We start from the raw sequence: 13,313 nt of genomic DNA, 5'->3' as shown, positions 1-13,313 counted from the left end.
ACAAAACAGCAGGTGAAGTCATGACCGCAACTCAACCCCTGGAATTGCTTGCGCCCTTGTCGGGCGTGCTGCTGGCACTGGACAAGGTCCCCGACCCGGTGTTCTCCAGCCGCCTGATCGGCGACGGCCTGTGCATCGACCCGACCTCGCAGACCCTCTGCGCACCGTTGGCCGGGGTGATCAGCAATATCCAGGACACTGGCCATGCGGTGAGCATCACGGCTGACAATGGCGTCCAGGTGCTGCTGCATATCGGCCTGGACACCGTGAACCTGGCGGGCAAGGGGTTCAGCCGTTTGGTCGGGGAAGGCCAGCGGGTGGAGGCCGGGCAGCCGTTGATCGAGTTCGACGCCGACTACGTAGCGCTCAATGCCCGGAGCCTGTTGACCTTGATGCTGGTGGTCAGCGGCGAGCCGTTTGCGCTGCTGGCGTCGGACAGCGGCCCGGTCACACTGGGCCAGCCGCTGGTGCGCCTGTCGCCAGGCGAGGCGGCTGAAACCGAGGACGAAGAGGAGGGCGACGCACTGTTCTCCAAACCGTTGACGTTGCCCAATGCCAACGGTCTGCACGCGCGCCCGGCGGCGGTGTTTGCCCAGGCGGCGAAGGGGTTCGACGCCAGCATTTACCTGCACAAGCAAACCCAGAGCGCCAACGCCAAGTCGCTGGTGGCGATCATGGCACTGCAAACCGTGCAGGGCGACACTTTGCAGGTGAGCGCGGCGGGAGAGGATGCCGCCTCGGCGATCAAGGCGTTGGTGGCGCTGTTGGCCGAGGGGTGCGGCGAGAGCGTCGCGGTGCCGGTCGAGGGCGTCGAACCGCGTGTGTCGCTGGCGTCCACGAGCCTGCTGCGGGGCGTGTGTGCGTCGCCGGGCTCGGCGTTTGGCCAGGTGGTCCAGGTGGCAGCGCCGGCGCTGAGCATTCCCGAAACGGGCGGCGGCGAAGCACTCGAACGCGCGGCGTTGGACCGTGGCCTGCACGCCGCTACCGAGGCCTTGCAGAGCTTGCAGGCCAAGGCGGTCGGCAGTGCCCAGGCGCAGATCTTCCGCGCCCATCAGGAACTGCTCGAAGACCCGACCCTGCTGGAGCAAGCCCACGACCTGCTGGCCGTCGGCAAAAGCGCCGCCTTTGCCTGGAACAGCGCCACGCTCGCCACCGCCCAACTGTTCCAGGGCCTGGGCAATGCCCTGCTCGCCGAACGTGCGGCGGACCTGGCCGACGTCGGCCAGCGCGTGCTGAAACTGATCCTCGGCATTCACGACCGCGCCTGGGAACTGCCCGAGCGCGCGATCCTGATCGCCGAGCAACTGACGCCGTCGCAGACCGCCAGCCTCGACACGCACAAGGTGCTCGGGTTCGTCACCGTCGGCGGCGGGGCGACCAGCCACGTCGCGATCCTCGCCCGGGCGCTGGGGCTGCCGGCGATTTGCGGGGTGCCGCCGCAGGTACTGGCGTTGGCCGACGGTCGGCAGGTGTTGCTGGACGCCGACAAGGGCGAGTTGCACCTGGACCCGGACCTGGCCGAGATCGAGCAATTGCAGGCCACCCACCGGGAGCAAATAGTGCGGCGCCAACGCGACGTCGCGCAGGCACGCCTGGCGGCCATCACCCGCGATGGTCATCACGTCGAAGTCACGGCCAACGTCGCGTCGCTTCAGGAGGTCGAGCAATCCCTGAGCCTGGGCGGCGAAGGCGTGGGGCTGCTGCGATCAGAGTTTCTGTACCTGGACCGCCATCGCGCACCGAGCCCCGAGGAGCAAGCCGGCACCTACAACGCCATCGCCCGCGCCCTGGGCCCGGAGCGCAACCTGGTGGTACGCACGTTGGATGTCGGCGGCGATAAGCCGTTGGCCTATGTGCCGATGGATGCCGAGACCAACCCGTTCCTGGGCTTGCGCGGTATTCGTTTGTGTCTGGAGCGCCCCGAGTTGTTGCGCGAACAGTTCCGCGCGATCCTCGCGAGTGCCGGGTTGACGCGGCTGCACATCATGCTGCCGATGGTCAGCCTGCTCTCGGAGCTGCGCCTGGCGCGCACGATGCTTGAAGAGGAAGCGTTGGCGCTGGGGCTCACCGCGCTGCCGAAGCTGGGCATCATGATCGAAGTGCCGTCCGCGGCCTTGATGGCGGACGTGTTCGCGCCCCATGTGGACTTTTTCTCCATCGGCACCAACGACCTGACCCAGTACACCCTGGCGATGGACCGCGATCACCCACGCCTGGCCAGCCAGGCCGACAGCTTTCACCCGGCGGTGCTGCGTCTGATCGCCACCACCGTCAAGGCCGCCCATGCCCACGGCAAGTGGGTTGGCGTGTGCGGGGCGCTGGCGTCTGAAGCGTCGGCGGTGCCGGTGTTGATCGGGCTGGGGGTGGACGAGCTGTCGGTCAGCGTACCGCTGATCCCGACCATCAAGGCCACCGTGCGCGAGCTGGACCTGGCGGATTGCCAGATCATCGCCCATCAGGTGCTCGGCCTTGAAGAAGCCGCGCAGGTGCGTGAGGCCTTGCGCCTGTACCACGCGGCCACCGTTGAAACCTCACCTGTCGTGGAGCACTGAACATGTTCGAGAAATTGCAGCGGGCATTCTGGAAAGCCCTGACCCCGGACTTGATCGCCGAAACCGTCGCGGCGCCTGTGCCGGCGGCGGAGAACCTGTTGTCCGCCGATGTGCTGAATGCCCTCGGTGGCGCGGATAACCTCCAGTCGCAACAACGCGTGGCGCTGACGCGGGTGCGTGTGCAACTGCGGGATGCGGCGCGGGTGGATGCGGCGGCGTTAAAGGCGGCGGGAGTGTCGGGAGTGATGGTGCTGGCGGGTGGCGCGGTACATCTGCTCACCGGCCTCCAAGGCCAGTAGCGATTCAAATGTGGGAGGGGGCAAGCCCCCTCCCACATTGGGCGGTGGTGTTTGGGGGCTTCGGGTTTACAGCTGCGGGTTCTCTTCCGGCGGCTTGGTCTTGTTGACCCCTGGCACATGCAGGTTGCCTTCGACTACCTGGTTGCCTTCCAGCTGTGGCTGGGTCACCCAGGTGAGGATGTCGTAGTAGCGCCGGATGTTCGCCACGAAGTGTACCGGCTCGCCGCCCCGTGCATAGCCGTAGCGGGTCTTGCTGTACCACTGCTTCTGCGACAGGCGCGGCAGCATTTTCTTCACGTCCAGCCACTTGTTCGGGTTCAGGCCGTCCTTCTGCGCCAGCTTGCGTGCGTCGTCCAGATGCCCGGTGCCCACGTTGTAGGCGGCCAGGGCAAACCAGGTGCGGTCCGGCTCGGCGATATCGTCGTCCAGCTCGTCCTTGATCTTCGCCAGGTACTTGGCGCCGCCCATGATGCTTTGCTTGGCGTCCAGGCGGTTGGACACGCCCATCGCCTGGGCGGTGTTCTGGGTCAGCATCATCAGGCCGCGCACGCCGGTCTTGGAGGTGACCGCCGGTTGCCAGAGTGATTCCTGATAGCCGATGGCGGCCAACAGGCGCCAGTCGACCTTTTCTTCCTTGGCGAAGGTCTTGAAGTGTTTCTCGTACTTGGGCAGGCGCTGCTGCAAGTGCTGGGCGAAGGTGTAGGCGCCCATGTAGCCGAGTACATCGACGTGCCCGTAATAGCGATCTTTCAGGCGCTGCAAGGTGCCGTTCTTGCCGACCTTGTCCAGGTAGCTGTTGACCTCGTTGAGCAGGCTGTTGTCTTCGCCGGCGGCCACGGCCCAGCTTTGGTTGCTGGCATCGCCGAGGTCGAACGCCACGCGCACGTTGGGAAAGTACACCTGGTTCATCGCCACTTCGTTGGAGTCCACCAGGGTCAGGTCGATCTGGCCCTCGTCGACCATGCGCAGCAGGTCGACCACTTCAACGGCGTCGGATTCTTCGTATTCGATCGCAGGGTTCTGCTTTTTAAGCTCGGCCAGTTGTTCGGCGTGGGTGCTGCCCTTGAGCACGATGATCTTCTTGCCCGCCAGGTCTGCCGCGTTGGTGGGGCGCGACTGGCCGTTGCGGTAGATGATCTGCGGGGTGACTTCCAGGTAAGGGTGGGAAAAGCGCACCTGCTGCTTGCGTCGCTCGCTGCTGACCAAGCCGGCGGCGGCGAGGACCGGGCCGTTAGGTTTGCCCAACTGGCCGAACAGGTCGTCGAGGTTGTCGGCGGTCTCGATTTCCAGCTTCACCCCCAGGTCGTCGGCAAAGCGCTTGACCAGTTCGTATTCGAAACCGGTTTCACCGTTGCGGTCCTGGAAATACGTGGCCGGGCTGTTCCGGGTAATCACCCGCAATACGCCATCCTCCTTGATTCGCTCGAGCGTGCTGGGTTTATCAACACAGGCGCTGAGCATCAGGAAGAGTCCGGTGGCGATGAGCCATTTGGCGCATCGCGGGCGCAAAGCAGTTGGGGAGAACATCTGCGCAGTATACGCAAACGGCCCACGGCGCCATATCTCGACAGCGGGGGACTTGTCTGCTAGCCGCCTTGAAACTGTGCTGCAGCCCGCAGAAACGTGGCTTGGAGAGCGATTGTGACGGTTAAAATAACTGTGCCCGCCGCCCCGGATAACGCCCCGACACCGTGCAAACCCAGCCAACTGACGTTCGGCAGCGGCCAGCGTTAGTGTTTCGGGTGCCGTTGACGACGGTTTACGTTAGAATGCACGGCCTCAAAGCACACCCCTTCCCGAGGCTGTCCCGAAGATGTTGATCCTGCGCGGCGCTCCTGCCCTTTCTGCCTTTCGCCACAGCAAACTCCTTGAGCAACTGAGCCAGAAGGTTCCAGCTGTTACAGGCCTGTATGCTGAATTTGCTCATTTCGCCGACGTGACCGGCGTCTTGACCGCCGACGAACAGCAAGTGCTGGCACGCCTTCTGAAGTACGGCCCAAGCGTTCCCGTTCAAGAGCCGACTGGCCGCTTGTTCCTGGTTCTGCCGCGGTTCGGCACCATCTCGCCCTGGTCGAGCAAGGCCAGCGATATCGCCCGCAACTGCGGCCTGGAAAAAATCCAGCGCCTGGAACGCGGTATTGCCTTCTATGTCGCGGGCCAGTTCAGCGAGGCCGAAGCCGAGCTGATCGCCGGCAGCCTGCACGACCGCATGACCCAGATCATCGTCAGCCAGCTGGAACAGGCCGGTGCTCTGTTCAGCCACGCCGAGCCCAAGCCGCTGACCGCGATTGACGTGCTCGGCGGTGGCCGCGCCGCCCTCGCGAAGGCCAACACCGAGCTGGGCCTGGCCCTGGCCGAAGACGAGATCGATTATCTGGTCAACGCCTTCAACGGCTTGAAGCGCAACCCGCACGACATCGAACTGATGATGTTCGCCCAGGCCAACTCCGAGCACTGCCGTCACAAGATCTTCAACGCCAGTTGGGACATTGACGGCGAAAGCCAGGAAAAAAGCCTGTTCGGCATGATCAAGAACACCTACGTGATGCACAGCGAAGGCGTTCTGTCGGCTTATAAGGACAACGCTTCGGTCATCGTCGGCAGCGTCGCTGGCCGTTTCTTCCCGGACCCTGAAACCCGCCAGTACGGCGCGGTGCAGGAACCGGTACACATCCTGATGAAAGTCGAGACCCACAACCACCCGACCGCGATTGCCCCGTTCCCGGGCGCAGCCACCGGTTCCGGCGGCGAGATCCGCGACGAAGGTGCCACCGGCCGTGGCGCCAAGCCCAAGGCCGGGCTGACCGGTTTTACCGTGTCCAACCTGCAGATCCCGGGCTTCGAACAGCCGTGGGAAGTGCCCTACGGCAAGCCGGAGCGCATCGTCACCGCGCTGGACATCATGATCGAAGGCCCGCTGGGCGGCGCCGCGTTCAACAACGAATTCGGCCGTCCGGCGCTGACCGGTTATTTCCGTACCTTCGAACAGTCCATCACCACCCCGCGTGGCGACGAAGTGCGCGGTTACCACAAGCCGATCATGTTGGCCGGCGGCATGGGCAACATCCGTGAAGAACACGTCAAGAAAGGCGAGATCCTGGTCGGCTCCAAGCTGATCGTGCTCGGCGGCCCGGCGATGCTGATCGGCCTGGGCGGCGGCGCGGCTTCCTCCATGGCCACCGGCACCAGCTCGGCAGACCTGGACTTCGCTTCGGTACAGCGCGAAAACCCAGAGATGGAGCGTCGCTGCCAGGAAGTCATCGACCGTTGCTGGCAGTTGGGTGACAAGAACCCGATCAGCTTCATCCACGACGTCGGCGCCGGCGGTTTGTCCAACGCCTTCCCGGAGCTGGTCAACGATGGCGAGCGTGGCGGCCGTTTCGAACTGCGCAACATTCCAAACGACGAGCCGGGCATGGCCCCGCACGAAATCTGGAGCAACGAGTCCCAGGAACGCTACGTCCTGGCCGTCGGTCCTGAAGACTTCGCGCGCTTCCAGGCCATCTGCGAACGCGAGCGTTGCCCGTTTGCCGTGGTCGGCGAAGCCACTGCCGAGCCGCAACTGACGGTCACCGACAGCCACTTCGGCAACAGCCCGGTGGACATGCCGCTCGAAGTGCTGCTGGGCAAAGCCCCGCGCATGCACCGCTCGGCGGTACGTGAAACCGAGCTGGGCGATGACTTCGACCCAAGCACACTGGAATTGGCCGACAGCATCGAACGCGTGCTGCACCACCCGGCGGTCGCGAGCAAAAGCTTCCTGATCACCATCGGCGACCGCACCATCACCGGCCTGGTTGCCCGTGACCAAATGGTCGGCCCATGGCAAGTGCCGGTGGCCGACGTTGCCGTCACCGCCACCAGCTTCGACGTCTACACCGGTGAAGCCATGGCCATGGGCGAACGCACGCCGCTGGCCCTGTTGGACGCTCCGGCGTCGGGCCGCATGGCCATTGGTGAAACCCTCACCAACATCGCCGCGTCCCGTATCGGCAAGCTGTCCGACATCAAATTGTCGGCCAACTGGATGTCCGCTGCCGGTCACCCCGGCGAAGACGCGCGCCTGTACGACACCGTCAAGGCTGTCGGCATGGAGCTGTGCCCTGAACTGGGGATCACCATTCCGGTGGGCAAGGACTCCATGTCCATGGCCACCCGCTGGAACGACGAAGGCGTGGACAAGAGCGTCACCTCGCCACTGTCGTTGATCGTCACCGGTTTCGCGCCGGTCACCGACATCCGCCAGACCCTGACCCCGCAACTGCGCATGGACAAGGGCACCACCGATCTGATCCTGATCGACCTGGGCCGTGGCCAGAACCGCATGGGCGCCTCGATCCTCGCGCAAACCCATGGCAAGCTCGGCAAACACGCGCCGGACGTCGATGACGCCGAAGACCTGAAAGCCTTCTTCGCCGTGATCCAGGGCCTCAACGCCGACGGCCACCTGCTGGCCTACCACGACCGGTCCGACGGTGGTCTGTTGACCAGCGTGGTCGAGATGGCCTTCGCCGGTCACTGCGGCTTGAACCTGGTGCTCGACAGCGTTGCCGAGGACGCCTCTGAACTCAACGGCATCCTGTTCAACGAAGAGCTGGGTGCGGTGATCCAGGTGCGCCAGGACGCGACGCCAAACGTATTGGCACAGTTCAGCGCCGCCGGCCTGGGCGATTGCGTGGCCGTGATCGGCCAGCCGATCAACAACGGTCAGATCGACATCGTCTTCAACGGCGACACCGTGTTCGAAGGCCAGCGCCGTCTGCTGCAGCGCCAGTGGGCCGAGACCAGCTACCAGATCCAGCGCCTGCGCGATAACGCCGACTGCGCCGAGCAGGAATTCGACGTGATCCTGGAAGAAGACAACCCGGGCCTGAGCACCAAGCTCAGCTTCGACGTCAACCAGGACATCGCCGCGCCGTACATCAAGAAAGGCATTCGCCCACAGGTTGCCGTACTGCGCGAGCAGGGCGTCAACGGCCAGGTGGAAATGGCGGCCGCGTTCGACCGCGCCGGCTTCAATGCGATCGACGTACACATGAGCGACATCCTCGCCGGTCGCGTCGACCTCAACGAGTTCAAAGGCCTGGTGGCCTGCGGCGGTTTCTCCTACGGCGACGTGCTGGGTGCCGGTGAAGGCTGGGCCAAGTCGGCCCTGTTCAACAGCCGTGCCCGCGACGCGTTCCAGGGCTTCTTCGAACGCAACGACAGCTTCACCCTGGGTGTGTGCAACGGTTGCCAGATGATGTCCAACCTCCACGAACTGATCCCGGGCAGCGAGTTCTGGCCGCACTTCGTGCGTAACCGTTCCGAGCAGTTCGAAGCCCGTGTCGCCATGGTGCAGGTGCAGGAGTCCAACTCGATCTTCCTGCAAGGCATGGCCGGTTCGCGTATGCCAATCGCCATCGCCCACGGTGAAGGCCATGCCGAGTTCGCCAGCGAAGAAGCCTTGCTCGAAGCCGATGTATCCGGTTGCGTCGCCATGCGTTTCGTCGACAACCACGGCAAGGTCACCGAAAGCTACCCGGCCAACCCGAACGGTTCGCCGCGCGGGATCACCGGCCTTACCAGCCGCGACGGTCGCGTCACCATCATGATGCCGCACCCGGAGCGTGTATTCCGCGCCGTGCAGAACTCGTGGCGCCCGGAAGAGTGGAACGAAGACGGCGCGTGGATGCGGATGTTCCGCAACGCGCGCGTGTGGGTGAACTAAGGCGGTGTACAAGCTCAGCTTCTTCGTGCCCGGCAGCCATGTGGAGGCGGTGAAAGCCGCCGTCTTCGCAGCCGGCGGCGGGCGCATCGGCGACTACGACAGCTGCGCCTGGCAAGTGCTGGGCCAGGGCCAATTCCGCGCGTTGGACGGCAGCCAGCCGTTTCTCGGGCAAGTCGGCCAGGTTGAAGTGGTTGAAGAGTGGAAGGTTGAGCTGGTGGTGGCGGATGAGCTGATCGTGGCTGTTGTGGCTGCGTTGAAGCTGAGCCATCCCTATGAGACACCGGCGTATGAGGTGTGGCGGTTGGCGGATTTCTGATTCGTTGATTGCATGAACGAGAAACCCGCTGGGCCAGTTTGGTCAGTGGGTTTTTTGTTGGCTGTAAGGGCCTCATCGCGGGCAAGCCCGCTCCCACATTTACCCGCATTCCAGCGTTGGAACTCGGGCAAATGTGGGAGGGGGCTTGCCCGCGATGAGGCCAGAACAACCACTACCTCTCTTAAACCCTGGCGCCGACCTCATGGCCGCTGACCAGTCGCTCCAATACCTCACCCAAACCCGAGGCCTTGTCACCAATCAGCAGGTGCCAAACACCGCTATCAAGTTGGCTGATGCCTTGGCAACCAAGCGCCGTCAGTTGAGCCTCGGACACCACCGAATCATCCCCCAGCTCCACCCGCAACCGGGTCATCGCCACCGCTTCCAGCTGGCGCACATTCCCCCGGCCGCCCAATGCACTCAACCATTGCTCGGCTTCCTGCACATTGACCGCGACCGGTTTATCCACCGGCGCGCCGGCCACAAACGCTGGCATCGCCAGGCGAATCTCATCGGCAATGCTGTCGGCCATCGGCCCGACCACCACCTGCAAACTGCCGCCGTTGCCCGGCCGCACCACGGCCATCGCGCCGAGGGCTTTCAACTGTGCATCCACCGCTTTGTTGCGGTCGACCATGTCCAGGCGCAGGCGCGTGGTGCAAGCCCCCACGCTGAGCAGGTTGTCCGCCCCTCCCAGCGCGTGGATGTAAGCCGTGGCGCGCTGGTTATCGCTCATCGCTTCGGCCTGCGCCACCGGGATATCTTCGCGGCCCGGTGTCTTCAGGTTGAAGCGGCGGATGCAGTAGCTGAACACGCTGTAGTAAATCGCCGCATAAGCCAGGCCGACCGGTACGACCAGCCAACCGTTGGTGGACTTGCCCCAACCCAGCACCATGTCGATAAAGCCGCCGGAAAAAGTAAATCCGAGGTGGATATCCAGCAGGTTGGTGACCGCCATCGACAGCCCGGTCAGCAGCGCGTGCAGCAGGTACAGGAACGGCGCGAGGAACATGAAGGCGAATTCGATCGGCTCGGTCACGCCGGTCAGGAACGAGGTCAGCGCCATCGACAGGAAAATCCCGCCCATCACTTTGCGTCGTTCCGGCAGGGCGTTGCGGTACATCGCCAGGCACGCGGCGGGCAGGCCGAACAGCATCACCGGGAACATGCCGGTCATGAACTGGCCACCTTTCGGGTCGCCAGCGAAGTAGCGGGTCAGGTCGCCGGTCACCACCGCGCCGGTCACCGGGTCGGTAAAGCTGCCGAACACGAACCACGCCATGTTGTTGAGGATATGGTGCAGGCCGGTGACGATCAGCAGGCGGTTGAACACGCCAAACACGAAGGCCCCCAGGCTGCCGCTTTCCATCAGCAACACGCCGAAGCTGTTGATGCCGTGCTGGATCGGCGGCCAGATCAGGCCAAAGATCACGCCCAGGCCGACCGCGCTGAACCCGGTGACAATCGGCACGAATCGCCGCCCGCCGAAGAACGCCAGGTACTCCGGCAGCTTGATGTCCTTGAAGCGGTTATACAGCCCGCCCGCCATCAGGCCGCTGGCGATCCCGGCAAGCATGCCCATGTTGATGGTCGAGTCCATCACCTTGAGCGTCGAGATCATCACGAGGTAACCGATGGCCCCGGCCAAACCGGCCGTGCCGTTATTGTCGCGGGCAAAGCCCACGGCGATGCCGATGGCGAAGATCAGCGCAAGGTTGGCGAAGATCGCCTGCCCGGCGTCGTGCATCACCGCGATGTTGAGCAGGTCGGTGTCGCCCAGGCGCAACAGCAGGCCGGCGATCGGCAGGATCGCGATCGGCAGCATCAGCGCACGGCCCAGGCGTTGCAGGCCTTCGATAAGGTGTTGGTACATGGCGTGTCTCCCTTTTCTTGTTGTTGTCAGCTCAGCGGCCAGTGGTGTTGACAGGCTTGGCGTACCGCCTTGGCGCTGCTCAGGTCGAGCAGGCCCAGGCTCAGTTGCCGGCATTGCGCCGCGTCCAGATGGCGGACGCGGTCCTTGATTTCGCCGATCTGCGGCGGGCTGACCGACAGCTCGCTGACCCCCAGCCCGACCAACACCGGCGTCGCCAGCGGGTCGGATGCCAAGGCGCCGCACACGCCGACCCAACGCCCGTGTTTGGCCGCACCCGTGCAGGTCTGGGCGATCAGCCGCAGCAGCGCCGGGTGCAGCGCATCGACCCGCGCGGCGAGGCCGGCGTGGTCGCGGTCCATGGCCAGGGTGTACTGGGACAGGTCATTGGTGCCGATGGACAGGAAGTCGGCATGCCTGGCCAGTTGTTCGGCCATCAGCGCGGCGGCGGGCACTTCGATCATCACCCCCAGTTCCGGGCGTTGGGTCAGTTGCAGCTCGGCGCACAGTTCATCCAGGCGTTGGCGGATCTGCAGCAGTTCGTCGACTTCGCTGACCATCGGCAGCAGGATGCGGCAGCGCACCAGCGGGCTGACTTGCAGCAGTGCGCGCAGTTGCTGGTCGAGCACGTCGGGGCGCACCTGGGCCAGGCGAATGCCGCGCAGGCCCAGCACCGGGTTGGCCTCGACCGGCAGCGGCAGGTAGTCGAGCTGTTTGTCGCCGCCCACGTCGATGGTGCGGATGATCACCGACTTGTCGCCCATCGCATCCAGCACGGCTTGATAGGCCTGGCGCTGTTCCTGTTCATCCGGCGCGGTGCGGCGGTCGACGAAGAGGAACTCGGTGCGCAGCAGGCCGATGCCATCGGCGCCGTTTTCAAACGCCACCTGGGCCTCGGCGCTGGAGGCGACATTGGCGGCGACTTCGATGGTCATGCCATCGCGGGTGTTCGCTGGCAGTCGGGCCTGGGTCTGTTGTTCCTGGCGACGCAGGTTCTGTGTTTCGCGAATCCGCTCGACTTCGGCGTGGCGCGTCGCGCTCGGTGTCAGCTCCAGGCGACCGTTGGCCGCGTCGAGCACCACGCGTTGGCCTTGGGGCACATCGAGCACTTCGGCGCCCAATGCCACCACGCACGGCAAGCCTTTCCCGCGGGCCAGGATCGCGACATGGGAGGTGGCGCCGCCCTCGGCCATGCAAAGGCCGGCGGCGTGTTGCGCGCTCAGTTGGAGCAGGTCCGACGGCGTCAGCTCGTGGGCGCTGACAATCGCCCCGGCAGGCAACTCGACGTGCCACGCTTCGCCGAGCAGCACGCGCAGCACCCGTTGTTGCAGGTCGCGCAGGTCGTTGGAGCGCTCGGCCAGCAACGGCTTGCCCAGGCCCAGCAACACCGCGCATTGCGCCTGGATCGCATCGCGCCAGGCGTGGGTCGCGGCGCTGCCGTGCTCGATGGCGCGGGTGGCGGTGTCCAGCAGGGCGGGGTCTTCCAGCAAGGCGAGGTGGGCGGCGAAGATGTCTTCTTCTTCGGCATTTCGGCGTTGGCGGGCGAGGTCCAGGGTGGTGCGGATTTCGCCGCGCACTTGCTCAAGGGCCGCGTCCAGCCGTTGCAACTGTTCGTCGGCGCAGTGGTTGCCGGTATCGGCCGGCAACTCGATCGTGCTCAGGCGGAACAGCGGCCCGCACACCAGGCCCGGTGCCGCACAGACACCTTGCAACACACCGACCTCGGTGTTCGCGCGGCGTGGAGCGGCCGCCATCGGCGTGTGAGGTTCTTCGCCGATGGCGACAGACAGCGCGGCGACCAGCGCCTGTAACGCCGCCGCACAATCCTTGCCGCGACAGGTGACACGCACCTCATCGCCCTCACCGATGCCCAGCCCCATCAGGCCGATCAAGCTGTCGCACGCCGCCGACTTGCCGGCGAAATGCAACTGCGTCTGGCTGCTGAACGCTTGTGCGGTCTTGCGGATCAATGCCGCCGGACGCGCATGCAAGCCGCCGCGATGGGTGATCCGCACGTTGGCGCTGGCTTGCGCGACGGAGTTATCCACAGCGGTTTGCAGCGCGGCGCCGGAACGCAGCGCCACGCGCGCCAGCGGTTCACCGTGTTTGACTGAGCGCAGCGGCAGCGGTGTCAGTTCGAAGCGCTCGCTGTTGGTGAGAATGATCAGGCTGACCAGGCTTTTGCACTGGCGCGCAATCCGGTCCAGATCGAACTGTATCAGCGCCTGGCCCTTGCTCACCTGCGCACCGTTCTTCACCAGCAGGGCGAACCCTTCGCCGTTCAACTCTACGGTGTCGATGCCCACATGCATCAACAGCTCGGCGCCGTTCTGCGCGCGAAGCGTCAGCGCATGCCCGGTGCGCGCGACATGGATGATCTCGCCGTCGCACGGTGCGTACAGGCTATCGTTCAGCGGATCGATGGCCAGGCCGTCACCCATGGCGCCGCTGGCGAATACTTCGTCGGGGACGTTGCCCAGGGCCAGCACCGGCCCGCTGAGGGGGGCGCCGAGGGTCAATGCATTATTGTTGTTGGACATGGGCACGGTACTCATCAGGAAATCGC

The 13,313-nt window shown here is 64.8% G+C and carries 7 protein-coding genes; 4 read left to right on the top strand and 3 right to left on the bottom strand.

Going from position 1 to position 13,313, the window contains the following annotated elements; genetic code table 11:
- The first annotated feature begins 20 nt into the window (after positions 1-20).
- Positions 21-2,552, top strand: coding sequence for a phosphoenolpyruvate--protein phosphotransferase (ptsP, locus tag C8K66_RS07405; protein WP_108524506.1), 2,532 nt, complete (start codon positions 21-23; stop codon positions 2,550-2,552).
- A gap of 2 nt (positions 2,553-2,554) precedes the next feature.
- Positions 2,555-2,851 (top strand): PTS transporter subunit EIIB, encoded by a 297-nt coding sequence (locus C8K66_RS07400; protein WP_017846155.1) that lies wholly within the window; start codon positions 2,555-2,557, stop codon positions 2,849-2,851.
- 66 nt (positions 2,852-2,917) lie between these two features.
- On the opposite strand, the gene mltF is transcribed toward C8K66_RS07400, so the two are convergent.
- On the bottom strand, positions 2,918-4,378 hold the full coding sequence (mltF, locus tag C8K66_RS07395) for a membrane-bound lytic murein transglycosylase MltF (protein ID WP_046382191.1): 1,461 nt from the start codon (positions 4,376-4,378) through the stop codon (positions 2,918-2,920).
- 286 nt (positions 4,379-4,664) lie between these two features.
- Between mltF and purL the strand changes: the two genes are divergently transcribed.
- Both purL and C8K66_RS07385 read left to right on the top strand, forming a co-directional pair.
- Positions 4,665-8,561, top strand: coding sequence for a phosphoribosylformylglycinamidine synthase (gene purL, locus C8K66_RS07390; RefSeq protein ID WP_017846153.1), 3,897 nt, complete (start codon positions 4,665-4,667; stop codon positions 8,559-8,561).
- 4 nt (positions 8,562-8,565) lie between these two features.
- Positions 8,566-8,877, top strand: a complete 312-nt coding sequence (locus tag C8K66_RS07385) for an NIF3 1 (protein ID WP_017846152.1) — start codon at positions 8,566-8,568, stop codon at positions 8,875-8,877.
- 181 nt (positions 8,878-9,058) lie between these two features.
- Here the strand turns inward: C8K66_RS07385 and nagE are convergent, their stop codons facing one another.
- Positions 9,059-10,750: an N-acetylglucosamine-specific PTS transporter subunit IIBC gene (gene nagE, locus C8K66_RS07380; RefSeq protein WP_057004571.1), complete on the bottom strand. Its 1,692-nt coding sequence runs from the start codon at positions 10,748-10,750 to the stop codon at positions 9,059-9,061.
- 26 nt (positions 10,751-10,776) lie between these two features.
- On the bottom strand, positions 10,777-13,287 hold the full coding sequence (ptsP, locus tag C8K66_RS07375; RefSeq protein WP_108524505.1) for a phosphoenolpyruvate--protein phosphotransferase: 2,511 nt from the start codon (positions 13,285-13,287) through the stop codon (positions 10,777-10,779).
- Between the last annotated feature and the right edge of the window lie 26 nt (positions 13,288-13,313).

Origin of the sequence: Pseudomonas sp. GV105, from assembly GCF_003058185.1 — a bacterium.
GTDB classification, from domain to species: domain Bacteria; phylum Pseudomonadota; class Gammaproteobacteria; order Pseudomonadales; family Pseudomonadaceae; genus Aquipseudomonas; species Aquipseudomonas veronii.
Note: the sequence above shows the minus strand (reverse complement) of the source record. Positions and strands in the feature narration are given on the sequence as shown.

Excerpts from the sequence above, each read along its gene's own strand:
- ptsP (WP_108524506.1), top strand. The coding sequence starts at position 21 with ATGACCGCAACTCAACCCCTGGAATTGCTTGCGCCCTTGTCGGGCGTG.
- C8K66_RS07400 (WP_017846155.1), top strand. The coding sequence starts at position 2,555 with ATGTTCGAGAAATTGCAGCGGGCATTCTGGAAAGCCCTGACCCCGGAC.
- mltF (WP_046382191.1), bottom strand. The coding sequence starts at position 4,378 with ATGTTCTCCCCAACTGCTTTGCGCCCGCGATGCGCCAAATGGCTCATC.
- purL (WP_017846153.1), top strand. The coding sequence starts at position 4,665 with ATGTTGATCCTGCGCGGCGCTCCTGCCCTTTCTGCCTTTCGCCACAGC.
- nagE (WP_057004571.1), bottom strand. The coding sequence starts at position 10,750 with ATGTACCAACACCTTATCGAAGGCCTGCAACGCCTGGGCCGTGCGCTG.
- ptsP (WP_108524505.1), bottom strand. The coding sequence starts at position 13,287 with ATGTCCAACAACAATAATGCATTGACCCTCGGCGCCCCCCTCAGCGGG.